The following is a 24,985-nucleotide window of genomic DNA, read 5'->3' on the forward strand; positions in this document are numbered from 1 at the left end:
TACCCAAGCGACATTGCCGGGCAATAAGGCAATGCAGGAATTCAAAGCAAAGCGGGAATATACAAAATGAAAGCAGTAATGTTGAGCAGTCTGCTCGTAGCCTCCCTGTTCGCCCACGCTGGCGAAACCGGCGTGACCGACAGCGAGATCGTGATTGGCCAATCGGCCGCCACCACCGGCGCCGCCGCCGAGCTGGGCAAGGGCGTGGCCCGTGGTGCCAAGGCCTACTTCGACCAGATCAACAAGAAGGGTGGCGTCAACGGTCGCAAGATCCGCCTGATCACCCTGGACGACGGCTACGAGCCGGATCGCGCTGCTGCCAACACCAAGAAGCTGATCGAGAACGAGCAGGTCTTCGCCCTGTTCGGCTATGTGGGCACCCCCACCTCGAACGCTTCGCTGCCCACCATCAACCAGGCCCGCGTGCCCTTCGTCGCCCCCTACACCGGCGCCGACAGCCTGCGCGCCCCGTTCAACCGCTACGTGTTCAACGTGCGCGCCAGCTACCGCGATGAGGCCGAAGAAATCGCCAGCTCCATGGCCAAGCTCGGCATGAGCAGCATCAACGTGTTCTACCAGAACGACGCCTTTGGTCAATCCGGTCTCAAGGCCATGCAGGACGCCGCCGCCAAGTACAAGATCGCCATCAACGCCACTGCCACCGTGCAGCGTAACAGCGTAGACGTGGCCAAGGCCGTGGAAGAGCTGGTCGCCAAGAAGCCGGCCAATGCCGTGTTCATGGTTGCCGCCTACAAATCCAGCGCCGCCTTTATCGCCTCGGCCCGCTCGCGCAACTTCATGGGCCCCTACTACAACGTCAGCTTCGTGGGTACCGAAGCCCTGGTGGGTGAACTGAAGCAAGACGGCAGCGGTGTGATGGTCTCGCAAGTCATGCCCTCGCCCTACAGCGCCATCAAGCCGGTCGCCATGGACTACCAGAAGGTGCTGAAGGCTTCCGAAACCCCGGCCGTTGACTACCCCAGCATGGAAGGCTACCTGGGCGCCCGCGTGCTGGTCGAAGGCCTCAAGCGCGCCGGCCGCGACCTGACCCGCGACAAGCTGATCAACGCCCTGGAAACCATGGGCGACTACGATATGGGCGGCTTCCGCGTGCACTACTCGCCGACCAACCACAACGGTTCGCAGTACATCGACATGACCGTGCTGGACAGCAGCGGCAAGATCCGCAGCTAAGACGACCAGTCTGCCCCAAAACGACAACGCCCGGCCTGTGCCGGGCGTTGTCGCTTCCGCATTCTTTCAGCTCACCGGGTCGGTGGCTTGCTCGGCACCAGGCCACGGCAGACCTTGCCAGGCTATTGCACCAAGCCCACCTACCAGTAACCCAGGTGGTCATACACGGTCAGCGTGCAAGCAACTCTGCCCCGCCAGCGGTCGATTTTCTGACACCGCGGTCTAAACCGAGCTTTAAGATTGAAGGAAGCCACTCAACCCAGCACCAGCACCATCTTCTGCACAGTGACTTCCGGGTGGCTATCCAGCACTTCGGTGTGGTCCAGGAACTTGAAGCCCAAGCGCCTGTAAAGCTTGCTGGCAGGCAGGTTCTCCGGCGCTACCGACAGTACCACCTCGTGGTGGCGGATCGCCCGGGCCTTGTCGACCACGGCCAGCACCAGTTGCTCGGCCACACCCTTACCTCGGGCAGTGGGCGCCACCCAGAGCGAGATCAGCTGGTATTCGCCCTGTGTCTCTACCCCGCCGACAATACCGACCGCCACCTCGCCATCCCAGGCCAGCCAAAAGTTAGGCTGGCTAAGCGGCGAAGCCCGCTCGCGCCAGAGCGCATCGCTGAACTGCGCAGTCTCGTCGTAGCTCATGCCAAAGGCCAGCGGGGCATCAAGCAGGGAGGCAAGTCGTATGGTCTTGAGCGCCTGCCAGTCTTGTTCGGTGGTGGGGCGTATCTGCATGGTCTTGCTTTTCAGGGCTGTGTATCTGGTCTGCGCCTGGCGCAGACCTACAACTTATCTGCCCGAGGGCGGATGGGCAAGCGGCAGCCGTTCCAGCTGGCTATCGTGCCAACGGGCAAAAAGCAGGATCGCTACGCTCGCACCCAACATGGCCATGCCCATATCGGATTGCGTATCCCACGGGTCGCCCTGGGTGCCGAGGAACTCGTCCGCCCCCTGCCCCAGTGCGATGGCCGCGCCCCATTCGATCAGCTCGTACCAGGCGCTGATCGCCATGGCCACGCACAGCGACAGAAAGCCCGCCATGCGTCGCCCGGTCACATACCCGCCGTGCAGCAATATCTCGCGCGCAAGCAGCGCCGGCACCAAGCCCTGGGCGAAATGGCCGATCTTGTCATAGGGGTTACGTCCCAGGCTGAAGTAGTCCTGCAACCAGAAGCCCAGCGGTACCTTGGCGTAGGTGTAGAAGCCACCCAGGATCAGAATCAGCGCGTGGATAAAGATCAAGCCATAGAGCAGCGGCGTGAGTGGCGCACGCCGCTGGGTGGCGGCCAAAAGCGGCAACGCCACCAGCACCGGTACCACTTCCATCAGCCAGGTGGCACGATCAGCGGTATAGAGACCGGTATAGCCCAGCGCTGCTAGCAGCACGCCGGCTCCAGCAAGCAGCCATGCCTTGTTAGCCATTGCCCACCTCCTTGGTCGCCAAGGTCGTTTTGAACCGACTGCCCGGCCCGCCCTGCCGCAAGCGCTTGTTCAGCGGCATGGAGAAATACTGCGCCAGACCATGGCCCACCCAGCCGCAGAGCACTACAGCGAGTAGATAGAAAGGCGCGATCCAGACCGAAGCCAAGCCATTCCCCGGCAGTAAAGCCACCAGCGGCAGCAACACAAACATATGGCTGAGGTAGACCTCATAACTATGCCGGCCAAACCATTGCAGCACCCGCCCCGGTAGCCAGTCGGCGTAGCGCCCCCAAGCCGGCTGGCTATGGCAGGCTACCAACACCAGCGCGGTGCCCAGCCCGAGTACGCTCATATCCAGCCCCAAGGCCGGCAGACCAAGTTTGAAGGTCCAGCCGCGGAAGTACAGCACCATCGCCATCAGCGCGAGGCCCGTAGTCAACAGCCAACCCGCACGGCGCCCCTGATAGCCGGAACGATGCACCAGCAACGCAGCGATGCACCCCATGGCGATCTCACCCATCCCCGAGAGATAGGCATGATCACGCCAGATCTCGTTATTGCCGAGCACCGTACGCGAGAAAGGCCCCAGCACCACAAACAGCAGCATGGCCGCGATGATGCGCCCAGGCTTGCGGAGCAACAGGCACAAGAGTGGAAAGCCCAGATAGAAGGCCTCTTCCACTGAGAGCGACCACAGCACATCCCAGCCCCCGGGCAAGTAACTGCCCAGCATGGCCTCAGCCCAGTTGAGCCAGAAAGTCAGCGCCGAGATCACCGCCAGCATGAGGTGTCCCTCACTGCCCGGCTCGGGCGCGAAACCCGCCACTCCCGCCCATTGCAGCGCGGCATGCAAGGCCACAAACAGCAGGAGGCAAGGTGCCAGCCGTGCCACCCGAAAGCGGTAGAAGTCGCCTGGCACTATCCGATCCAGGCTACCCCAACGCTGTAGCGAAACGGTGGTGATCAGAAAGCCGGAGATGACGAAGAATACGATCACGCCCTGCTGGCCACTCCAGAACAGGAAGTTGTAGGCACGCTTGGAGAGCCAGCCGGCAAGATCCGAGCCCTGGAATGGGACGCGTATCTGGATATGCAGCAGCACGACGGCGATCACCGCCCAGCCGCGCAGCAAGTCGATCAGGCCATTGCGGATCGGCGAAACGGGAGAGACGGACGGTGTCGGCAAACGGAATCCTATGAGCAAGTGGACAGCATGACCGAACCCTGGTGCGAAGCCGCACCAAGGTCCAGTCAACGTACCGGCGGCACGTTGCGGGCATTCTGCCTGCCGCGGCCAGCGCTCAGCAATGGTCGCCGACGTAGATGATCAAGCCATCCTGCAACCGGAAGTCGGATCGGCCACGCAGCTTGATCTCCTGCCCGGCGCGTATACCGTTGGGCAGGTCGACGGCAAAGACACCCTCAAAGTCGATCTCTGCCTGGATCAAGCCATCGACCTCGGCATGTTCCAGCAGGGTTTGGCGGCGGCGCAAGAAGAGACCCAGCGAATGCTCGGCCAGCTCGCGGAAGGAAGCAATGCCATCGGTACGGGTGTTGAGCTCACCATTGGCGTAGTTCTCGAAGACGACTTCGGGGTGCAAGAACTGCAGCATGGCATCGACGTCGAGCCGGTTATAGGCGTCGAGATAGCGGGAGATAGGCGCGTGCATGACGTTTCCTCCTGGTGTGGCAGTCTGGCCGGTCCGGGTTCACGGGTAGCGAGCCATACTTCCACCACCGTGTCCCTGTTATGGAGCCAGCATAGCCCTGGTCGGCAGGCTTTGTCTGCGCAGCCCGTCGGCGGCATGGCAGACTGGCAGTATTGCCACCCCAGCGATCCACCATGGAAGAAATTCTGCTCGTCATCATCCAGTTCCTGATCGAAGTCGTCGGTCAGGCCCTGCTAGAACTCCCCTTCGAGTTTGGCGACTGGCGTCGGAGCGAGCTGGAACGTGGTTCCTGGCAGCGGTACACGGCAGCGCTGCTGCTGGGCGGTCTTATTGGCGGCATCAGCCTTTGGTTCTTTCCCCACACCATGCTGCACCAGCCCTGGCTGCGCTTAGCCAACCTGGTCGCAGCCCCATTGCTATCGGCAGCCCTGGCCCACACCATCGCCAGCAGCCGCATGCCGCAGCGCAGCCATATCGTGCCGGCCGTGCATGGCTGGACCGCTTTCTGCTTCACCCTGGGCGTAGCCACTGTCCGTTTTGCCTACACCAGCCACTAAGACCCCTTGTAGATGGCGTAGCGCCGTTCCAGAATGAAAGTGCTGAAATCGATTGCCATTAGCGCGAAAGGCACGCTATGTCGTCCACGCCGCAATACTGGTTCCCCGCCAAGCGTTTCGGCTGGGGCTGGGGCGCACCCAACACCTGGCAGGGCACGCTCACCCTGGTCATCTTCTTGGCGTTGCTCATCGTCGGCGCCTGGCTATTCCCACCGGTAAGCGCCAAGACTGCCTATCTGATCTACCTTACGGCCGTGTGTGCCGCGCTATTGGTCGTGCTCAAGCTCAAGGGCGAGCCTATGCCCCTTCGGCGGCCCAATCGTTAGTCAGCGCCACCAAAGATTGAGCGCACGCGTCTGGCGGATGGCGGCGGCCAAGGCAGCCACCGAGCCGGTGCCCTGCTCCACCGTAGCCGGGCATACCATACGCACCTCTTGCGCGAATCCCGCCAGATTGCGTGGCAAAGTCCGCAGCTGCAATTGCACCGTATCGGTCTCGGCCTGCCAGATATCGATGCCGTAGGCGGCATCCCAGACCCGCAGCTGGGCGATCAACTGCTCGGTCGTGCGCAAGGGTCGGGCGGCAACCGTGGCGGCAATGCGCAGAATGTCGAACTGCTCATCCGCCGCCGCCACGACCAGCTCCACGCCCTCCGGCGCAGGCCGGGCCAGGCTATGGCTGGTACCCACAAAGGCCAGCAAGCCATCCGGCAGCCTTACCCGCATGGCACGCAGCGCGGCCATCAGGCGCTCCGGCGGCAGCAAAACCGAGCACGCCCCCTCGTACCGCCCCCGTCCATAATCACGGGTAGCATATGGCCGCACCACGCCACCACTGACCGCCGCCAGCAACTGGGCTCCAGCCCGCAGACGTTGCTCGTCTCGTACCACGGCAAGGCGGGTACGGCGCAAGGCATCACGGGTCTGCTGCAGCAGCTTGAACAAGGTCATCCGTAGCGAAGTTGGAAAGCGCGGGCGCAGCAGCTTGCCGCATTTGCCGGTCTCATGCATCCCCTAAGTGAAGTAAGGGATACCCACAGGTCACCGGCTGGCCGGCAAAGCCTCGATCTTGCCCAGCAGCCATTGCAAACCGGAAAGGTGCTGCTGGTCATGGCTGCACAGGAAGTGCACCAGGCTGCGCAGGGTCAATGGCCCATAACCTTCAAACTCGGCCAGCCGCTCGCAATCGGCCACAGTCAGCTCATGCAACAAAGCCAAGGTCCGCTCGCGTGCCAGGCGGAAATCGGCAAAGACCTGAGCAGGGTCCTCGCTGGCGTAGTCCCGCTCGCGCGTGACCACTAGGCTGTCGATGGAAGGCAACCAAGGCTGGGCCTCGGCCAGGGTGCGGGCAAAGCGGACTTGGTAGCCCTCGATTTCAATATCCCGCACATGGCAGATCTGCTCGATAGCGGTAAAGGGTTCGCTAGGCACACCCTCCCAGCTACCCGGCGCCCAGTTCCGGTAGTCGTTGGGAATAGCGGAGAAATGGGCCTCCAATTGAGCAGGGAAGGCCGCCAGCGCCTGCAAGGTCACCGGGTTGAGTACCACCAGTCCTTCTTCTTTCCTCATGCTTCACCTTTTTGCTTATAGCGTTCAAAACGCACTTCACCCTGCTCGGTATGACCACAGGCCTGCCAGCCAGCGGCCTGGTAGAAACCCTGCGCACGGGTACCCTCACCAGTAGAGAGCCACAGGCGCTCCAGGCCTTGTTCCCACAGCCAGTCGACCATGGCGTCGTGCAGGCGGCGGCCATGACCCACCCCTGCGTGATCGGGGTGCACAAACAGCGCAAAGATATTGCCGGTCTGCGCGTTGCCTATGGCAAAGCCGACAACATGCCCGGCCTGCTCCACCACCCAGCCCCGGCCCGTCGTGGTAATCGACTCCAGCACCTCCTCATCGCTGATCCGGCCACGCTGCAAGGTGTTCTCGGTCACCGCATAGCGCACATCGAAGATACCCGGGATATCGGCCGCTACGGCGGTACGCAATACACTCATGGTGCTCCCTTGTTTGGCTCCACCGGTACCGCCCAGCGCAGCCCCCGGCTGATAAAGCTCGGCAACATGGTGGTGTGCCCCTCGCCCTTGATGATCAACGATTCCACTTTCAGGCCGGCGTCCTTGCGCGTCAAAGCCAAGAGAAGGGACTTGGTGCTCTTCTGCATATCGGCATCCTCGCTGCCCCCCACCGCCAGGAAAACGCCAGTGCGGCCATTGCCCCGGAAACGCGCCGCCTGTTCCAGCAGGGCCGGCTCGGCCCAGAGCCCCGGACTACCGATCACATAGTTTCGAAAGCTCCCCGGCGCATTGAGCAGCACGTGGGCGGCGAACAATCCGCCATAGTCATGCCCGAACAGCGTGCTGTTAGCCGGATCAACCGGGTAGCGCGCCTCGATCGCCGGCAGCAGCTCCTCACGCAGAAAGCGCTCGAATAGCGCCCCGCCACCGGTCGGCATACCACCGGCCTCCGGGTGGGTGGTCACCGCATGCACCAGATCCATGCTGCGCCTGACCAACCAATCCTTGGCCAGTTGGGATGGGTAGCCCACGCCGACGATATAGGCCGGCCCGGCATCGCTGGTAAATGAGGTCATCAGGGCGGTATCCGCGGCAATGCCGAACATCAGATTGCCATCCAGCAGATAGACCACCGGTACTTTGCGCGCGTCTGGCGCTGCGGCTCGCGCCACCTGGATCAGCATATCGCGGCCCAGCGCCCGGGAGGGCAGGATGAACTGCTCGGTCCCCCAGATCTCGGCGCGCGCCGGAGCGGGCGGCGGCATTCTAGGCTCAGCCAGGACAAGGGTGCAGCAAAGCGAGGCAAGGCCACAGGCCGCCAACAAGCTGCGGTGTAGGGCAGAAGGGAACAAGTTGGCCATGATCATTCTGCAGACAGTTTCCTGCAGCAAAGTATGGGCAAGCTCCCCCTGCCAGGGCAAGCCGGCAGGACAGGCGTAGGCGCCCGCTCAAATATCCTGAACAGGCGCCAAGATCAAACAAGCCGGCTACGATCAGGCCGGCTGCACAACGTTGACCATCCAGTTCACGCCAAAGCGGTCGGTCAACATGCCAAAACAGGGCGACCAAAAGGTCTTGTCCAGCGGCATGGTCACCTTGCCACCCTCAGACAGAGCCGCAAAGCGGCGCTCCGCCTCGGCAACCGTGGCGGGGGAGATCGACAGCGAGAAGCCCTCGAATTTGGGCTCGCCGCTACACATGCCGTCCGACAGCATCAGCACGCCGCCGCCGATCTGCAGGCTGGCATGCATGATCTTGTTTTCGCTGCCTGCCGGTATATGGGGCGGAATGCCGTCCGGGCTTTCCTTCATACGCATCATCATCAGCACCTCGGCGCCCAGTGCCTTGCGGTAGAACTCGATGGCCTCCTCACAACGGCCACTGTAGAACAGGTACGGCTGGATCATGACAACTCCTCCTTGGGGATAGGAATGAAACTGCCTGGCCAACATAGTGCATGGCGGCCAGACAGCGACTTCAGGAGGCGGCCTGTACCGCCTCGACCTGAATACGCAGATTCACATCCATCTTGAAACCATAGGGCTTGCCGGCTTCAATGCCGAACTCGTCACGCTGAAAGGTCGCCGTCGCATCCGCACCGCATAGCTCACGCTTGAGCATGGGGTGCGGCACACATTTGAAGCTGGCAATGGTCAGGTTCACCGGCCGGGTCATGCCGTGAAGCGTCAGCTCCCCTTCCACCCGTGTTGGTGCGCCCGCAACAAAGCCCGCCAACTTGCCCTGGTAGCGCGCGGTCGGAAAGCGCGCCACATCCAGCAGTTCCGCCTCCTTTGCCACCTTGTTCATCTGCTCATGGCCAAAGTCCACGCTGGCCGGGTCAATCTGGATATCCACCGTACCACTGCCGGCCGCCTTGTCCAGCACCACCTTGCCCTTGCTGCTATTGAACTTGCCGCGCCAGACCGAGACACCCATATGGTCCGCCTCAAAGCTGGGATAGGTATGGGCTGGGTCGATCTCATAGACGACCGGCGCCGCATGGGCGGTTGCGAGTGCCAAGGTCAGCGCCAGTGGGGTAAGGCTGGTCTTCATCGTCTCTCTCCGTTGTCGTGTGTAGCAATCTTTGGTCCCGCGAATTTGGTCATCAATCCCGCAAACCATACTGGTGGTCGTCGAGCTGGTCCACGGTAACGGGTGGAGTCTAACCAAGACACGCAACTGACTCGCATTACCTGCCTTTCGGCTTACCAAGGCAGGTAGCAATAGTCTTGGAAGTTCGCGTGCCATATCGCTTATAAAGGAGCATTGTGACCTGGCTTCACGCCAGGTCCCTGTTCTTCCTTGGAGCGTTACCGCATGCCTCCTCAATTGAGTTCTACCCTCTGCCGGCAGATCGAAACCCTGGCCTATCTCGCGCCAGGGGAGCTGGCGGTCGATACCCCGCTGTTCAGCAGCGGCATCATCGATTCGCTCAATCTGCTGCAATTGGTCACCTTCGTGGAGCAGCAGTGCGGCTTCAAAGTCGCGGCCGAGGAGCTCACGCTGGAGCACTGGGACTCGATCGAGCGCATCCTGGCCTATATCGGCCGTCGCAGCGGCTGAGGCCATGGCCGCGGCTATCGCCCCAAGCAGTAGCGAGGAAGTCATCCCGCTCAACCGTTCGGCCTGGCAGCAAATCATCTGCTGGACCGTTCTGCTGGGCATAGCGCTGGTTTGGCCACTGAGCCAGGGCTGGCTCTGGTTCGAGCCCGAGCGGCTGGCACCCATGCAGTACTATCTGCTCGACCCGACCGACGCGGCGCCAATCACGTTGGCCAGGGCACGCAGCCAGGAACGTGAGCAGGCCGACATCCTGATACTGGGCAGTTCCGCCGCGCAGGAATCGCTCCTACCGCCCGAGCAATTGGGTGCCATGGCAGGCGGCGCGAGCATCGTCGACCTGAGCAGCAGCGGCCAGAACCCTCTGGAAAGTCTGTTCCTGCTGACACAAGCACCCTTGCACCGCGGCCAACAGGTATTGTTCTTTGTCGGCCCCTCCCTGCTCAGCCAGGCGGATTACACCGCCCGTCTGAGCAACGGAGACTTCCTGGTCGACCCGCTGCCTTTTGCCGATAGCCTGCCCGCGTCGGTCAGCAAGCCGAGTGCCTGGACCGAGCCCAAGCAACGCGCGGCGTTGCGCTACAAGGGCACCCGCAAACTTGTCCTGCGCCTGCTGCGCCGTGCCTGGCCGGTCGCTATGCGGCGGTATCTGTATGGCGCGCCAGGCATACAGCCCCAGCGCTACTACTACGAGGACGTAAGCGCCGCCGGCCGCACAGCTCGGCAAGCCACCCAAACCCAACGCCTGTCCCATGCGCTGCAACAATATGCGGTCGGTCATATGCATGAATTTCCGGTGTTGCTACAACAGATTGCCGCCCGTTGCCGCGACGCTGGCGCTCGCCTGACGGTGCTGGAATCGCCCCATGCAGTGGGCGACACCACCACCCTCTATGCCCCCTGGTGGCGCAGCTACCTGGAAATGCAACGCCAGTCCGCCCTGACCCAGGGCTACCGCTACGTCGATCTCAACCCTCGGGTCAAGCTGAGCGATACCGAATTCACCGACAGGCTGCACACCGACGCAGCAGGCCGACAGCGCTGGTCCAATGAGGTCGCAACCTGGCTGCGCAAGCTACGGGCCGAAAGGGGTGCGGATTGATCTACCAGGCTGCCGGCTATGCGCCCTTCCTGCTGCTGGCATGGTTGGTGTACTGGTGGTGCTGCGGTAGCGGGCAGACACGCAGCCTATGGTTGGGCAGCACCAGCCTGGCCTGGCTGCTGTGGTTGGCAGCCACCAGTGCCAGCCCCCAGCTAGGGCTGGCCTATGTGTCGGGTATGCTGGCACTGGCTGCCATCGTCTTTGTCTGGGCCGGGCGTTTACGTCGCAGCCCCAGCCGCCTTGGCATGTGGGCAGGCATCCTTGTCGCCCTGCTCCCGCTAACCGGCTTCAAATATCTCCTGCCGACCTTGCCGAGTGCATCCGCCGCCAGCTGGGCTATTCCGCTAGGCATCAGCTACTACAGCTTCAAGCACGTCCACTTTCTGATCGAATCACAACGAGGCAAATTCGCCGATGCCGCTTGGCGCGACTACCTCGCCTATATCTGCTTCTTTCCCATGTATGCCGCCGGCCCGATCGAGCGCTACGGCAATCTGGCCAGCCAGTTCGAAGACGTGAGCTGGTCCTGGGCAGAGCTCTCCTACGGCCTGGAGCGCATCCTGCTCGGTTGCTTCAAGAAGCTGCTACTGGCCGACGTGCTTTTGCATGGCGTCGCCCTGTCCCCCAATGCTTTGAACCAACAACAGGCGCTCGCGCTGCCCTGGTATCTGCTGCTATTCGGCTGCGGCATGCGCTTTTTGCAAACCTATCTCGACTTCTCCGGTTATACCGACATGGCCATCGGAACGGCCCGGCTGTTCGGCATCCGCCTGATGGAGAATTTCCGGGCGCCCTTGCTCAAGCCCAATCTGGCCGAGTTCTGGCGCACCTGGCATATCAGCCTCTCCAGCTTCGCACGCGACTATGTCTACCTTCCCACGCTCGGGCGCTGGCGGCACCCGACCTGGGCCTTATTGTTGACCATGCTATCCATCGGTCTCTGGCATAGCGGCAATGCAGGCTGGCTGCTTTGGGGTCTGCACCATGGCCTAGGCTTGGTGGTACTCAGCCGCTGGCAGCAATGGGCACAGGCCCGCCCCCGCTTGCGGCAACTGCGCGCCACCACCGGCTGGCGCATCGCCGGCACCTTGGCAACCTGGGTCTATGTCAGCCTGGGCTACGCGCTGACGGTCTATCCTGAAAGCTGGCTCCATGCCCCAGGCTTGTACCTGCGCATCGTGAGCCTGGGCATCCCGGCATGAATAACACACCACCTCGTCTACCACGCTGGTTGCGCATCCTGCTGATGCTGCTGGGCATCGTGATGCTGGTGATCAGCCAAGGGGAGGTCAGCCGCTTTGTCTACCAGGGTTACTGAGCCAAACCAAGTCGTAGACCTGCCAGCGGCCGTTGGCGAAGCTTTGGCAGGCAGGGGGCTGCAGCTTGTCTCTCAAGAGAATGCCGATCAGCGCCATACCGCACTCCCCTTCCCGGGCCCCGCGCGGGGCATCGTCTTATGGCCACTGAGCAACCAGGTCACCAGCGTCCTTGCCCTGCTCCAGGCCCTGGCGCAGGGTCTGCTGCCCCTGCTGCTCCCTGGTTCTCCCTCCCCTGCTCGCCTCTCCGCCCTTCACGAACGCTACCCGCGCTTCGGCCTCTATCGCGGTGCCGGCATAGACTGGCCTGCCGAGCCGGCCGAGGCGGCTGGGCAGCTCTATCTCGGCCTGCTGACCAGCGGTTCGACCGGTGAGCCGAAAGCCATTGTCACCAGCGCGGCGCGGCTGGCTGCCGGCATCCGCGCCATCCATGCTGCCCAGCAGCTCGAGCCCGTTGCCAGCACGGCCGCGCTCTTGCCGCTGGCCTACTCCTTCGCCTGCGTCAATCAATTGCTCTGGGCGGTGCTATACCGACGCCAGCTGGTGTTGCCCGGCTCCTTTGCCGACCTGGCCCCTTGTCTCGCCACCTTGCGCGAACAGCAGATCGGCATGCTCTGCCTCGTCAACCACCAAGTGCGAGCCCTGGCTACAAGGCTTGCCCAGCTGGCACCGTTGCCATCGGTCTCCGTAGTGAACTTCGCCGGCGCCCCCTTCCCAGCCGCTCAGTTCGACCAACTCCGCCAGCTCTTCCCCCGAGCGCGCTTTTATAACAACTACGGCTGCGCCGAGGCCATGCCCCGGCTTTGCTGCCGGCAGGTGCTGGGGGCAAACGAAGCAAGCGGCTGGGTGGGGCACCCCATCGGCGACATCGCCTTGCGCGTGGACGAGCCGGGTGGCGGTCCCATCCTGTTCCGCGGCAGCTCCACGGCGCTTGGCGTATTGGATACCGACGGGCAGCTACGGCCCTTCCCCGAATGGATAGCCAGCGGCGATCAGGGACGGATCGGCCCCGACGGCCTGGAAGTATTGGGGCGGCACGATCAAGTGGTGAAGATAGGTGGTGAGCGCCTAAGCCTCCTGGAGGTGGAGCAGGCATTGCTGGCCGCCGGAGCACTCAACGCCCTGGTCTGGTTGGAAGCCACCGAGCCCACGGAACAGGTCCGAGTCGTCGTCCGCTTTGGCCAGCAACCGGACCTGGCAGGGTTGCTGAGCCTGCTACGAACACGGCTGCCCCGCCCCCTGCTACCGCAGACCATCTACCTCACTCAGCAGTGGCGCTACACCGACAACCAGAAGACCGACGCCGTCGCCCTACGCTTGCTTGCCCAGACCGGCGAGCTTGAGCAACTTTGGCCAGTTCCTCCCTGAGCCAGATTTCCTTTTGGGGCAGACACTGGTAAAAAGCGGGGCTGCCGTTTCCCCGCTCCATCATGCGTACCTACCTGCTGTTGCTTTCCCTGCTGCTCACTGCCTGTTCCGACCAAGATGCCCGCGACCTGAAGCGCCTCGCGCACAGCAAAGGCGTGAAGGAATTGGCCAAGCTGGGGGAGAAACTTATCGCGCCCGACAGCGAGAAGAAGCCCTCGCATCGCAAAGTTGAAGCACCGACAGAGACCAACGACAGCACGGCTGGCCAGCGTCCGCTGGTGCAGGGCAAGCAGGCGGTCGGCCACCGTAACTTCAACGATGCCAAGCGCGTGCTACCCGGCATCTACACCGGCAAACTGCAGGAGGAGTTCTATTGCGGCTGCGACTACAGCGGTAAGGATGTGGATCTGGCATCCTGCGGCTATACCCCCCGCAAGAACGCCCAGCGTGCCAGCCGCATCGAATGGGAACACGTCGTGCCTGCCTGGGTGATCGGCCACCAACGACAATGCTGGCAGCAGGGTGGGCGTGAGCAATGCGCCGACAAGGACCCGGTCTACCAGGTCGCCGAGGGCGACCTCAACAATCTGGTGCCGTCCGTCGGCGAGGTCAATGGCGATCGCAGCAACTTCCCCTACAGTGCCTGGGAGAGCACCCCAGAGCCAATCTATGGCAGCTGCCAGACCGTGGTCGATTTCAAACTCAAGCGCGCCCAGCCTCGGCCGGAAGTACGCGGCCGCATTGCCCGCATCTACTTCTACATGCACGAACGTTATGCGCTGGCCATCAGCAAGCAGGACCGCCAATTGATGTGCGCCTGGAGCAAGCAATACCCGATCGACGGCTGGGAACAGGAACGCAATCGCCGCATCCGCTCCCTGCAAGGGGAAGGCAACCCCTACGTCGAGAGCCCCACCAAGCTAGCGGCGCAGTGCCGCTAACGCTATACCGGTGATATCCACCCTGCCGTCAACAACAACCATGCGCGAATTCTGCCGCCCTTGGAAGCTTGCCACCTTCAGCCTTGGCTTGCTTTGGCTGCTGTGGGGCGCCGGCCATTACCAATTGAGCGATTGGGACGTCGGCGTCAGCCTGCTGATGGCCGGCTTCACCTTCCTGACCGCACCCTGGGCGGTACGTGTGTTGCTCACGCGTGATTGGCGGCATTGGCCAGCCGCCCTGCTTTACACCTGGTGGGCCGTCGATGGCATCTATTGGGTCTACCATACCCTGGAAGGCCACCCCACGTTAAGGGAGGCACAATGGCCCACTTCACTCTGCCTCTATCTGCTCTGCGGTTGCCTGTGGCTATGGCGCGGCAGCCTTACAGAGCTCGCCCATGCCGTACAGCAAGCCTTGCGGCGACAACACTAGCGTGGAGGCACTTCGTCGGGCAAATCCCTGATGGTGCCTGTCGTCGTGCGCGCCCAGCCGTCGCCTATCCCGGCAAAGCCTTGCCGGATCTCTTCCCAGGAAGGATCCGAGCGGCTCTTTTCCAAGCCCAGCAGCTTGGACAAGGTATAGAACGGAATCAGCACACCTTGACCGATGGTGCCAGTTACCGGCTGCTCCTCCACCAGTTCCCGTGCAAAGGCCCGATGCTCGTAGGGCGCCAACCTGTTCTGCGCCGCCTTGTCGCCATCAAAGCGTTTACGTAGTGTCAGCAGGTCACCCCAGGGCAGGCTCGCCAGAACCTCATCCGGCGGTATCCCATAGCGATTGTCCTCACGCTTGCGCGTATCCAGCATGTCATTCACCAAACCGGCCATCTTTCTCCCCTCACTACCAGGCAAGGAGGTCTTCCTCCTGGCATCAACCGGATGCGACCGGCATAAAAAAGCCGGCGGCACCATCGCCACCGGCTCTCGCTTTAACGGGCGTCGTATCAGACCAACAGCCACGTAAAGCCATTCGTATTCAAGCCAGCTTCAGACAAATACCGCATCGACCAAGCCGATACTCAAGCACCTTGCACCAGGCAAAGAAAAACCGCCCCAAAGGGCGGTTTCCTATTGCAAGTACGCGGCACCATGCATCAAACAGCTCAGGCTTGCTCTTCCTGCAGCGTGGCCAGATCGTCCCGAACGTAATCGACCGTCGCCAGAAAGTACTCGTCGAAGTTCTCGTAACGCTCAATCTCCGCACCAGCAAACCACAGCACCTGACCGGCAATCGGCGTGCCGGGTTTACCCAGCAGGAAGATATCCATATCCACAACCGTTGCCGCGATGGGGTAGACATCATCACGAGAAATGCCGGCAGCAGAAAAGGCGAAGTCATCCAACTCGTCGAAAGTCTGCAACGCCTGCTCCATCTTCTCATTGCCGATCAGCTCCGCAGTCCCGAACAGATCCACCGTCTGCGTAAAGCCCTCCCACCCGTCGGCATGCCGCAGGAAATCTGCGTACTGCGGGTCCAGCTGAAAACCCAATTGGGCTTCCGCCTTTGCCAATTGCGCCGGGGTGGCCGCAACCTTGGGCAGATGGTGAGGATACATTTCTTCGACGTCCGCTTCCGCCAGTGCCTGCTTTACCAGCACCATCTTGACGATCTCTTGGGGCCAATTCATTACGTTCCTCCATCAAATACAAACATTGTTGGCTTGTAGCCTATCGCGTATCGCCTCACTTGGGCGCCTATACTGCTATTGACCCGAGAATCCAGGTCCATCCAGGAATACGGTTGAGCTATGCCCATCCAAGTGGTATCAGGTACATGCCCAACTACGCCAGTATACGGTCTACCGGCAAGCTTGGCTGCCATGCGCTCCTTGAAAGCCTTCCAGGACGCAGCGCGGCGCAATTTACCCAGCGTAGAAACACGACCTGTCGGCGACAGCGCGCCTGCCAACAAGGCATCGTTGCACGCTGCAACAAATGCCATGACCTGCCTAATCTGCTCCGGCGTTGCATTCTTGAGTGCCCGGATCTTGACGACACCGCTGTTCTCCAACTGAGGGCCCATCAAGATAGGGTGATCAGGACGCAAGCCCACTTCCGCTTCGGTCCAAGCAAATGCTTCCTCCACCTGCGGCGCATCGGTCCTGGCAATGATGACGCCACCGTTAGTTGGCATCTGCCGCAGCGCCCCCAGCTTCCAACGCTTCAGGAAATCGTGTATCGCCTCCTCGCTGCCGATGATCTTCAGCGTACCGTCCCCTCGCTTCTCGCAAGTAATGGGCAAAGAAAAACCGCCCTGGCGGGCGGTTTCTCGGGGACTGATGTCGGTGGGGTCTGGTGGCGGGTCTGCCGCGATAGGACTCGGGGGCTGGTGTCGTATCGGATCAGACACAACAACGGTGCCCACCTCACTCTGTGGGGCAGAACTAACGTCATAGGGTGAAAACACCCCAAAGGTTTCCACGCTGTGATGGTGATAACGCAAGGCATCAAAGCCCAGTGCTCTCAGATAGCTGCGTAGCACCTCGGTAGTGGCATTTCCTCCCATCCAACTGCCGTTGACCCACAAGGGCGCGTCGAGCCGGCCAGCCTGCTCCCACTGCGCCTTTATCTGCTTACGTAGGGTGGCTACAGCCTGAGCATCGAAGTCGTACCCAAACGCCGTCGCCTGCCGGATTGCCTTGTCCAGCACGTCGGCCATGCTAACGCCTGGCAGACTGCCAAGCTCAAAGGGCCTGGCAACACGCAGATAAACCACAGAGGTCGCGGTAGCGAAAGTAGCTGTTGATCGTCCTCCATTTCCGTGACCCGAATCTTCCGACACCCAGATAGGTCCCAGCTTACCAATGGATTCAGGACCATCGCCGAAGGCATGAAAGTAGGGTTTGGGCTCGCCACCTACCCGGCCGTTCTCCGTGGCCACGGAGCCAGCAAACCATTGCTGGAAGGCCGGCGTATCAAGCACCGTCCGCTCCCGCTCCTCGGTTCTCTCCCAGCGATAAAACTTGGCCTGTTTGCCCCTCCGGTCGGCGCGGGTCTCGGCATAGCGCGATTCGGCCATGGCATGCTGCGCAAGAGCCGACGCACCGCCGCTTCCCACTACGTCGTGCAGCACGCCATCATTGCGCTGCTCAGCGTAGTCCGGGTGCATAGGGTCACCAGGAACGACAGCGAACAGGTAGCCGCCAGCACCGTTATCACGCGTCAACCTGCGTATTTCCGCCATGACGAGCAGTTGCGACCGTCTTCCCCGCTCACCTCGCAATATGCCAATAGCAACCTCAGTCGCCATACGCACCCGACCGCTATAGTCGGTGCCAATCAGTACGAGGTAACCATTCCTGATCTGCAGCTGTTTGGCGATATCCGCCAAGATGCGTGGCTGGTTCGCCTGCCTACCCAGCATCGGGTGCGGCAGGTGTGGCTGCCCGTAAAAATCGACCGCGGCCAGCTCAGGCGCATCAATGACGGCCTGCTCCCAACCGCCATCCCGCCCCGGCAGTATCTGTGCGTACTCATTGTGGTCGATGATGACGTGCCCATGTAAGCCGGAAACGGCACGCGCCAGCTTCCGGGTATGGGCGACATCCTCGGTTGACGGCGCGGCCCGGCCGTTTGGATGGTTATGCAGCAACCAATAGCCACTCGCACCGAACTCAGCCTTGTGCTTGGCAATCTGTTGCACATAGTTTGCGGCGGGGAAAACGACCCCAGGCAATCTGGAAGTGAGGACCATAGACCCCACTATCCGGCCACGGCTATCCGTAAAAAACACGCGCAAGGTCTCAAAACGTGGATCACGCATGACCTGCGCCAGGGCAGCCAAGTCGCCTGGGGTGCGGATCTGCTGTCCGTTTAGCTCATTCCCCCCCGCTTCTACAAAACCGCGTTCAAGCCCCTCGGCCAAAGTACGCGTTACTGGCGACCGCCTAGAGACACCTCTCTCCCCAGCATTGCCCTTCAGTGATTGCAAGTCAGCGAGGGCTGCGCGACCAGTTTCACGCTGGCGGACTGTGGTGCCTGGCCGAGTTTTGACTTGCCGGTAGAGATAGCTTACTTCTTCCCGCTTGCTCGACTCCCTGGGCGGATCTGGCTCAGGACTCGCTGACTTCCGCTCCCCCTCCGGCGCTTCGTGTAGTGCTTGCCGACTGAAGTAAACAGCTGTATTACGGCCGTGCGATTCACCACTGACGTCATCAAATCCGCCGGTAGCGCCAGTCGAGCGGCTCCAATGCAGCCCGACGTGATCATCAGCGCGCCAAGCTCGAACGCGAGCATGGACATCGGCGAGCAAGGGGAGCAGCTGAGCAACGGGCAGTGGCTCACCCGGGCGATCCGGATCGGTCAGCGTTGACCAGCCAGGTTCTACAGACCCATCGCCCCCCCGCGCATAGGCCGCCCACCCCAGCTTGTTGAACGCAACGAAAGTACGACCGGATGGAGAGGGGCCATTGACGATCAACTCACCAGTCTTATTGACCGTAAACGTAAGCGCGGCCTCATCAGTGAGGCCGCGTTCATACTGTTTATCGCCATACACCTTCACCAGCAATAGCCCGCCGGGATTGAAGGCATCTCCCTCGACTATTTCGCCTCGGATTGCGTATTTTCGGAAGGCACCAAGAGCGCCAACATGGCTTCGTGGTTTTGTTGCGTCTCCGCCAAGCTCTGCGGCGGCTGCGTCGGACGCTTTGCGTATTCTTTTAAGTAGCCGGGTTGAACGGGGGTAACGGTTTCCCTCAGGTGCATCGGATAAGAAGCGAGCCTCATCTTGATCTATCTCCTCTTCGCGCTTGCGGTACAGCGCCGTGTTAATTTCAGCATCAACCTCTGACGGGGTCAATGCCCCCTTCTCAGACCCCGTCAGCCGACTATATGCCGTTCGGTTGGCAGGGCGAGATGGCGCAGCGGCATCTCGCATCGGTTTAGGCCGCTGCCCCATCTCAAGACGGCGCTCACCTTCACGCAACAAGCTGAACACTTCCTCCGCCGTCAGGGCGTTGACCCAACTATGCCTGAAGCCGAGTTTACGCAACCCAGCCTTGACTGCACGGGACATGTCGGCAACCAGCCGAGCCAATGTAGGCGATTTTTTGTACGCCCCAGTTTCAACGGCCTGTGCCAGGATCTCCTTGGTACGCGTACGTGGCGCTTCCTGCCTCAGCTTGGGCTGCGTGCTATCAACGCGAAGTGCGAGCTCCTTGACGAGCTTGCTACCCGCAGCCTCCATCTTCTCAATGCTATTGAGCGCGCGGGTGAACTCCTTCCCGTCGACCAAACGCTCCTGAGCATAGTGGCCAATCAGCTCATGCGACAACACCTCGTTGGCGCGCTTGAGGCTGGGCAAATGGTCCGCAACCAGCCACACCCTTGCGTCCTCCAACCTGCCCGTATTACCGGACCAGTAGATGCCTTCGTTACCGCCAGGTTTGATCTGGGCTTGCAGAGCGTCGGGCAGATCATGCTCTGACTGAACCACTTTGACGATGTCGCCAACCTTGCTCAATCGGCTGCCAAGGCCATCTGTAACCTCGTTGACCGACATGCCCCTCTCTCGGTTTGGCTCTCGAAATGCCTTTTCCGAAGCTGCGTCATGCGTCGTACCCCGCTCTGACTGGCTGGCCACGCCAAGGGCCATAAGAACACGCGGAATCCCTGTGTCGGCGGTATTGAGTACCTCATCCGGCACTACCACGCGCTGCGTCGGCACCAAATTCGCATACTGCCCGGTTTTACTCAATCCGCTCGCATCGCCGGTCAATGCGTCCTGCGGCGGGTACTGAAGCCGGACATTCCTCGGGACAACTTCCACCACCTCTGCATTACCCTTGCTGCCGACCGTGGCACGATGTGGCCATGCCGGTGCAACAGGGTCATCCTCGTCAGCCGTCAGCAGTTGCCCCTCAAGCGCAGGTGCCAAACTATCGCGCGACGGCACCGGACCTGCAGAGGCCGCAGTCGTCGCTTGGATCTCATCGCTCCCATTTTGGACGAGGGATTCCAGCAAGTGGCCGACCAGACCCGCATGAGCATCACCATCCGCCGCAGCCCCGATCCGGCTCGGAATCTGCACATCATCCGTCTTGAGCTGCCCCTCCTGCTGGCCAGCGGTCTGTGCGGCATCTTCCACATGGTTGGGACCATGCCCCAGGCTCGACGCGTCGCCAGGCATCAGCCATTTGCCGAGTTTGGCAGTATTGTGGATCAGCGCAGGACCGGACATAACGCCTGTCATGGCCATTGTCGACAGAGCCGTATCCCTCAATTCCTTGGGCAGGCTCTCCAGGTATTGAGCCCAGTCCCCGGCTCGGCGTTGCACATCATTCCCCCGGGCATCAGCCGCTGTTCCCAATCCATACCGTTGGTCAGTCGCATTCTGCAAGGTGGTAGCCAGTAACTCATTGGGGACCTCTGCACCGGCGGCCTTGAGCGCGGATGCGAGACGGGCCAGGCTACCGCCACCCCTGGTGTAGGCAGCAAACAAGTGCTCCATTGGGAGCTTTTCCGTGATGTATTCCGTACCACCATGCTCCGCCGCGGCCAACACGGCGGACGGAACGTCATAGCCCGCCTCACGTGTTTCGGAATACTTCGGGCCGGCTGCGCTCATTGCGCCATAGGCCATGGCAATACCAGGATTGCGTGCCAGTGCAGCCATCACAATTCCGGGTGCCTGAACAACAGCCGACTGGCCTCCGCTGTACAGGGCCTCCTTGACGTCCTCATCCAGCAAGCCGTTACGGAATACCGGCTGGGTCGAGGCAACAGCCGCATCCTGCTCGTCGGTCCAGCCTTTGCCCTTATCCTCGCCGGTCTTTGCGATATTGGTGGCGCTGGCGCCAAGTCCGCCGTAGGTATTGCCATTGCCAGCAGAGGCGCCGTTAAAGGCAATCGTGGTATTGCCGGCCAAGCCGGTCAGGCCGGCACGCCTCAGGAACTCGTCGCGGGTACCATATGACTCCTTGGAGAATTCCGGCTCGTAGCCCTCTCCTCCGTAGTAGCCGATCTGTCGCCTGTCGTCGATCATGTAGCTGGCGCGCTTCTCCAGCTCGGCGTCCGAGAGATTGCCCAGCGCTTTGAGCGCTTCCTCCTTGGTGCCATAGACAGGGGTAGCCCAGGCCGAGCCATCCGCTGCGGTCGACTGTACGGCGGCTGTCGTCGAACCGGCGACGTACCACTGCCCTGCAACCAGCGAAGGCAACACCTCGATGCGCGGGTTAGTCACTACCTGAGGGAGTACGCGCGATACCGGCACCGTACCGTCCGCCGTCGTGAACGCCTTCGTATCGCCGCTTACGACGCCGAGCGCTATGCTGCCATTCCACTGAATGCGTGCCGTGTCGGCAGTAGCACTGGTTAAGCTTGGCCCCCCTAACGAGGTCCAACTGCCTGCCGCACCGGTTGTAGACCATCCTAGGTTGTAATTGCCGGTTACATTCCCGACTGCGATAAACCGGACACCGTTCCAGCAGACGTCGGTGACTGGCGTGCCGCTGATACCGTGCGCCACCAAATTCCAACTAGCACCGTAGTCGCTGGTTCGTAGCACATTGATGCTATCTCCATAACATGCGATCGCCGTACCCGCTCCGTTGTGAGCAAAGCCAGTAACACCGACACTGGCCGGCAGCGTAATCTGTGCAATCCCGTGGACCATCAGGTGATCCTTGCCAGCTGCACGCGGGTAAAGCGAAGAGAGCGCTACCGTGCCCGAACGAAGCCAGAACCGGTTGCTCTCTGGATCATAAATGCAAGAACCAGACTCGGGAGCAAAAATGGTCTCGCCAATAAAGGATGCCTGACTGCTCTTGAACTGTGAAGTATTAGCCGTCATGCGATGAATCTCCATATTCCTGGCTGAGTTTGCTTCAGCACGCCGGCTTCACCGCGCGTTGTGCTCTCCACCGGTTCGTCAACAGCCGCCCATTCGATGCGATGCCCTACGGGTGGGATTACGGTCAGCTTATTGCTCGAAAAGTCCTGACCATCATCTTTGTAGCCCCAGGTTGCCCCGACGGCAGCGCCGAATGGCAACGTACGGATGACGGCGCCGGATCCGCGCAGCAGCTCGCGCGTGTTGGCCATTGCGACTCCACTATCCATCACCATCAAGTCCAGCAGATCTCCCTGTGTGCCGATAAGCCCAGTAGCCGCAAGCATAGCGTCCTGATTGATAGCCAACTGGCCACCACCTATCACTGTCACGGTAGGCACCGTCACCTGGCCCACAAACGTGGGGCTCTCTTTAGGCGCCTTGGTGCTATCAACTATCATCAGGGCATCAAGCTCGGTCTGTACCTTGTCAAAACCCACGCTCACCGCATCGAAGTCACCTTCGACGTCGGCTGCCCGGGCTTTTTGGCCGGCTAGCAGGTTGAGTGCATTGGTGAAAAAGCGATTAGCCACGGTCTTGTCCTCTTGGGGTGTAAAACACATGTGCGGCGACGATGGTGAAGGTGTCGGTGGTGGTGGATTTTCCGTAGATGAGGAAGCCGGCGTTGTTGCCTATGCCGCTTAGATAGATCGTCGGTTTGCTGACGATGCCCTCGTCCCAGGTGAATTCGTCCCAGTTGGCGACGTCCCAGAAACCACCGGCGCCGGGGTTGTCGACGGTGTAGGTGTCGACTCTCTGCGTGCCGTAGTCGTAGTCGGGCTGCAGCAGCAGGCTGAAGGGGCTGACGGTGGCCATTTCCAGTTGCAGGCGGTGGAAGCGCTTGCGTTGGGCGGTGCCGCCGGGGGCGGCGTAGGGTAGGCGCAGGATGAACTCCATGGCCGTACCGTCGAAAGAGGTGCCGCGCTCCAGCTCGTACACCATGCCGGCATCGCTGCCGACGAACAGGCGTTCGTTGCCGGCCGCGTCTTTGTCCACTACGCCGCAAACAAAGTTGTGGGCATAGAGGCAGCGGCCGTAGCCCAGTACCCGGTTGCCCAGCAAGGTCGGTACGATGGCCGATCTATCGCCCAGGAAGAGGTAGTAGCAGCCGCTGCGGCGCGCCATCAGCGCGAAGCGGGCATCGACCGCCTTGATGAGCGGCGCCACCTTCTCGCTGGCATTGCTGGCGGCAAAGTCGCCGTAGGCCTGTACTGCCTGCAGGAAGGAGAGGCCTGGATCGTCGTAGGCCAGTACTTCGCCCCCCACGTCCACAGCCGTGCGCGCCTTGGCACCGCCCTGGCGGCTGAAGCTCTTGAGCTGCCACTGGGAGGGCATCGCACCGTAGAGCAGGTGTATGGAACCGGCGCAGTAGGTCGCCAGGACGTCGCGGGTGCTGACGAGGTTGGTGATGGTGTCGCCGGTACCGATCTCGCTCGCGCCCAGCCGCGGCGAGAAACTGCCAGGCTCGCCCACGCCACTGTTCTGGAGTGAACCGCCGGGAAAGGCCAGGAACAGGTAGTTCTGGTGCACGCACAGCACGCCGGGCGTGTCATTGGGCATGGCGGTCTTGAGCTGGGTGAACAGGGTACCGTCGAATTCGAAAGCCGGGTTCTTGCCGTCTACACCGTACAGCCGCAGCTTGTCGGCTGAACCATAGAAGTTGTGTACCTGACAGCGGTAGCTGCCACCAGGCAGCAACACCTGGTTGGCCACGGCCCCGGTCGCCCTGGCCTTGTTCACGCCACCGACCTGGATGTTGTTGCCCGAGGCCCAGCTGCCTACCATGCTATCTACTACCAGCCGGCCCGAAGCGCTCGGTGCGCCCGCGAAAGAACCGGCCGAGATCACCACGCGGAGTACCCGGGCCGTGGCGCCGCTGCCGTTGCTGATGATGTCGCCTTCGGCGATCGGGAGCACGTGGTTGCCACTATCGAAGGGCAGGTATTGCCCCAGCGGTACCGCCGTCCAACCGCTGCTGCCCGCCTTGTAGAGTAGGCAGGCGGTGCCGCCCGCATTGTCGCGCCAGGCATAGACCTCGCCCTTGAGCATGGCCACGCCGCGCACGGGGCCGCTACCCGGTACCGGCTGGATCAGCGCCCGTTGTGCTTCGCGCGCGGCGTCATCAGTGAAGGTGGAGGGCGAAGTACGGCCGTCGTAACGCTCATAACCCTTGATACGCCGATAGCCCCCGCTCAGGTCGCAGACATAGTTCTGCATGAACAAGGCCTCACCCGGCTTGACGAATAACGGGGCGGCTGCGAGGTTGAGGCCACCACCCAGCGCAATACTGGTCAGGTTCTGGCTCATCCCAGCGCCCTCCCCGTCAGGCTTGGCGGCGCCAACTCCTCCAGCAGCAACGCCGACATGGCAGACTTGAGCTGCAAGGCCGAGAGCTGGAACAGCTCGGTGGCACTGTCGTTACCGCAATAGAGTTGCAAGGCCTTCCAGATGATCACCGGCTGTAAATGTTCCGCGATCTGCGGTACGTCCAGATTATTCAATAGAACTTGAGGTTTAGAGATGTACTCAAGTTGCAGGCTGCAGGCCTGCTCGGGCAGCACATTCAACCGCAGGATATTGGCCGTAGGCTGAGTGAGCGTGTCTGGCTGGCCCGTCGACGGGGCTACGCCCTGGTAGCGGGAACGGAAGCTGGGCCAATCCAGCCATACCAGCGGGTACACGGTGCCGTTGGCATCGATCAGGTTGGCCGCGCCAGGCTCCTCTACCGGCAGGCGCCAGTCCGGTGCAAAGCCTGGCGCAACCACTGGGCCACTGGTTTGCATGACGGCATAGTCGCGCTGGCCAGGCTGCAGCGGTACGGTCACCCAACGGCGCAGAAAGCGCCAGCCACGCCGGCTGGCCTGGATATCCAGCCAGGCAGTCTGCACCCAGCGCACCGCCTTGCCTTCCATCCCCCGCGCATTGCTGACCGACTGAGGTCCCGGACCACTGAGACCGGCCTCTTGCCAGAAGCGCTGACAGAGCTCCAGAAAGGTCATGCTCGCT

Annotated in this window: 25 protein-coding genes; 9 read left to right on the forward strand and 16 right to left on the reverse strand. The window is 61.6% G+C overall.

The genetic code is table 11. The annotated features are described in order from the left end of the window. The first annotated feature begins 78 nt into the window (after positions 1 to 78). Complete coding sequence (locus tag VIM95_RS03215; protein WP_331982942.1) at positions 79 to 1,194, forward strand: ABC transporter substrate-binding protein; 1,116 nt, start codon at positions 79 to 81, stop codon at positions 1,192 to 1,194. A 254-nt stretch (positions 1,195 to 1,448) separates the two neighbouring features. Here the strand turns inward: VIM95_RS03215 and VIM95_RS03220 are convergent, their stop codons facing one another. The 4 genes from VIM95_RS03220 to VIM95_RS03235 form a co-directional block, all read right to left on the reverse strand. After that, the gene (locus VIM95_RS03220) at positions 1,449 to 1,928 is read right to left on the reverse strand and encodes a GNAT family N-acetyltransferase (RefSeq protein ID WP_331982944.1); all 480 of its coding nucleotides are present in this window, start codon (positions 1,926 to 1,928) and stop codon (positions 1,449 to 1,451) included. Between the two features lie 54 nt (positions 1,929 to 1,982). Continuing rightward, the gene (locus VIM95_RS03225; RefSeq protein ID WP_331982946.1) at positions 1,983 to 2,615 is read right to left on the reverse strand and encodes a DUF2238 domain-containing protein; all 633 of its coding nucleotides are present in this window, start codon (positions 2,613 to 2,615) and stop codon (positions 1,983 to 1,985) included. Further along, positions 2,608 to 3,801 (reverse strand): acyltransferase, encoded by a 1,194-nt coding sequence (locus VIM95_RS03230; protein ID WP_331982948.1) that lies wholly within the window; start codon positions 3,799 to 3,801, stop codon positions 2,608 to 2,610. The genes VIM95_RS03225 and VIM95_RS03230 overlap by 8 nt, the downstream gene beginning before the upstream one ends. A gap of 115 nt (positions 3,802 to 3,916) precedes the next feature. Further along, positions 3,917 to 4,285: a nuclear transport factor 2 family protein gene (locus VIM95_RS03235; RefSeq protein WP_331982950.1), complete on the reverse strand. Its 369-nt coding sequence runs from the start codon at positions 4,283 to 4,285 to the stop codon at positions 3,917 to 3,919. A 173-nt stretch (positions 4,286 to 4,458) separates the two neighbouring features. Here VIM95_RS03235 and VIM95_RS03240 point away from each other — a divergent pair, with 173 nt between their 5' ends. Then, entirely contained in the window at positions 4,459 to 4,842 is a 384-nt protein-coding gene (locus VIM95_RS03240) for a hypothetical protein (RefSeq protein ID WP_331982952.1), read from the forward strand. Between the two features lie 77 nt (positions 4,843 to 4,919). Next, entirely contained in the window at positions 4,920 to 5,168 is a 249-nt protein-coding gene (locus VIM95_RS03245; protein ID WP_331982954.1) for a hypothetical protein, read from the forward strand. Here the strand turns inward: VIM95_RS03245 and VIM95_RS03250 are convergent, their stop codons facing one another. The 6 genes from VIM95_RS03250 to VIM95_RS03275 all read right to left on the reverse strand — a co-directional run bounded on the left by VIM95_RS03250 (position 5,169) and on the right by VIM95_RS03275 (position 8,914). Further along, positions 5,169 to 5,786 carry a DUF4253 domain-containing protein gene (locus VIM95_RS03250; protein ID WP_331982956.1) on the reverse strand — a complete coding sequence of 206 codons (618 nt, stop codon included), beginning with the start codon at positions 5,784 to 5,786 and terminating at the stop codon, positions 5,169 to 5,171. It abuts the gene before it with no gap. 96 nt (positions 5,787 to 5,882) lie between these two features. Continuing rightward, on the reverse strand, positions 5,883 to 6,410 hold the full coding sequence (locus tag VIM95_RS03255; protein ID WP_331982958.1) for a DinB family protein: 528 nt from the start codon (positions 6,408 to 6,410) through the stop codon (positions 5,883 to 5,885). Then, positions 6,407 to 6,841 (reverse strand): GNAT family N-acetyltransferase, encoded by a 435-nt coding sequence (locus tag VIM95_RS03260; RefSeq protein ID WP_331982960.1) that lies wholly within the window; start codon positions 6,839 to 6,841, stop codon positions 6,407 to 6,409. The genes VIM95_RS03255 and VIM95_RS03260 overlap by 4 nt, the downstream gene beginning before the upstream one ends. Beyond that, on the reverse strand, positions 6,838 to 7,626 hold the full coding sequence (locus tag VIM95_RS03265; protein WP_331982962.1) for an alpha/beta hydrolase: 789 nt from the start codon (positions 7,624 to 7,626) through the stop codon (positions 6,838 to 6,840). The genes VIM95_RS03260 and VIM95_RS03265 overlap by 4 nt, the downstream gene beginning before the upstream one ends. Positions 7,627 to 7,854: 228 nt before the next feature. Beyond that, the gene (locus tag VIM95_RS03270) at positions 7,855 to 8,268 is read right to left on the reverse strand and encodes a VOC family protein (protein WP_331982964.1); all 414 of its coding nucleotides are present in this window, start codon (positions 8,266 to 8,268) and stop codon (positions 7,855 to 7,857) included. 70 nt (positions 8,269 to 8,338) lie between these two features. Further along, complete coding sequence (locus VIM95_RS03275; RefSeq protein WP_331982966.1) at positions 8,339 to 8,914, reverse strand: YceI family protein; 576 nt, start codon at positions 8,912 to 8,914, stop codon at positions 8,339 to 8,341. Positions 8,915 to 9,178: 264 nt separating this feature from the next. Between VIM95_RS03275 and VIM95_RS03280 the strand changes: the two genes are divergently transcribed. The 6 genes from VIM95_RS03280 to VIM95_RS03305 all read left to right on the forward strand — a co-directional run bounded on the left by VIM95_RS03280 (position 9,179) and on the right by VIM95_RS03305 (position 14,581). Continuing rightward, positions 9,179 to 9,424 (forward strand): acyl carrier protein, encoded by a 246-nt coding sequence (locus VIM95_RS03280; protein WP_331982968.1) that lies wholly within the window; start codon positions 9,179 to 9,181, stop codon positions 9,422 to 9,424. A 4-nt stretch (positions 9,425 to 9,428) separates the two neighbouring features. Then, entirely contained in the window at positions 9,429 to 10,523 is a 1,095-nt protein-coding gene (locus VIM95_RS03285) for a hypothetical protein (protein ID WP_331982970.1), read from the forward strand. Next, positions 10,520 to 11,725, forward strand: coding sequence for an MBOAT family O-acyltransferase (locus tag VIM95_RS03290; RefSeq protein WP_331982972.1), 1,206 nt, complete (start codon positions 10,520 to 10,522; stop codon positions 11,723 to 11,725). The genes VIM95_RS03285 and VIM95_RS03290 overlap by 4 nt, the downstream gene beginning before the upstream one ends. Positions 11,726 to 11,884: 159 nt before the next feature. Further along, positions 11,885 to 13,207 carry an AMP-binding protein gene (locus tag VIM95_RS03295; RefSeq protein WP_331982974.1) on the forward strand — a complete coding sequence of 441 codons (1,323 nt, stop codon included), beginning with the start codon at positions 11,885 to 11,887 and terminating at the stop codon, positions 13,205 to 13,207. Positions 13,208 to 13,269: 62 nt separating this feature from the next. Continuing rightward, the gene (locus VIM95_RS03300) at positions 13,270 to 14,148 is read left to right on the forward strand and encodes an endonuclease (protein ID WP_331982977.1); all 879 of its coding nucleotides are present in this window, start codon (positions 13,270 to 13,272) and stop codon (positions 14,146 to 14,148) included. Between the two features lie 40 nt (positions 14,149 to 14,188). Next, positions 14,189 to 14,581 carry a hypothetical protein gene (locus tag VIM95_RS03305; RefSeq protein ID WP_331982979.1) on the forward strand — a complete coding sequence of 131 codons (393 nt, stop codon included), beginning with the start codon at positions 14,189 to 14,191 and terminating at the stop codon, positions 14,579 to 14,581. Here the strand turns inward: VIM95_RS03305 and VIM95_RS03310 are convergent. From VIM95_RS03310 to VIM95_RS03335, 6 genes are all read right to left on the reverse strand, one after another. Next, positions 14,578 to 14,955 (reverse strand): hypothetical protein, encoded by a 378-nt coding sequence (locus VIM95_RS03310; RefSeq protein WP_331982981.1) that lies wholly within the window; start codon positions 14,953 to 14,955, stop codon positions 14,578 to 14,580. The two genes, VIM95_RS03305 and VIM95_RS03310, sit on opposite strands and share 4 nt — an antisense overlap. A gap of 296 nt (positions 14,956 to 15,251) precedes the next feature. After that, positions 15,252 to 15,776, reverse strand: a complete 525-nt coding sequence (locus tag VIM95_RS03315; RefSeq protein ID WP_331982983.1) for an SMI1/KNR4 family protein — start codon at positions 15,774 to 15,776, stop codon at positions 15,252 to 15,254. Continuing rightward, entirely contained in the window at positions 15,776 to 21,940 is a 6,165-nt protein-coding gene (locus VIM95_RS03320) for a JAB domain-containing protein (protein WP_331982985.1), read from the reverse strand. Before VIM95_RS03320 ends, VIM95_RS03315 begins: the two co-directional genes overlap by 1 nt. Further along, positions 21,937 to 22,512: a hypothetical protein gene (locus VIM95_RS03325; protein WP_331982987.1), complete on the reverse strand. Its 576-nt coding sequence runs from the start codon at positions 22,510 to 22,512 to the stop codon at positions 21,937 to 21,939. The genes VIM95_RS03320 and VIM95_RS03325 overlap by 4 nt, the downstream gene beginning before the upstream one ends. Further along, positions 22,505 to 24,286 (reverse strand): hypothetical protein, encoded by a 1,782-nt coding sequence (locus tag VIM95_RS03330; protein ID WP_331982989.1) that lies wholly within the window; start codon positions 24,284 to 24,286, stop codon positions 22,505 to 22,507. The genes VIM95_RS03325 and VIM95_RS03330 overlap by 8 nt, the downstream gene beginning before the upstream one ends. Continuing rightward, entirely contained in the window at positions 24,283 to 24,978 is a 696-nt protein-coding gene (locus VIM95_RS03335; protein WP_331982991.1) for a hypothetical protein, read from the reverse strand. Before VIM95_RS03335 ends, VIM95_RS03330 begins: the two co-directional genes overlap by 4 nt. Positions 24,979 to 24,985: the final 7 nt, after the last annotated feature.

The organism is Chitinimonas sp., from assembly GCF_036568685.1.
GTDB lineage: Bacteria > Pseudomonadota > Gammaproteobacteria > Burkholderiales > Chitinimonadaceae > Chitinimonas.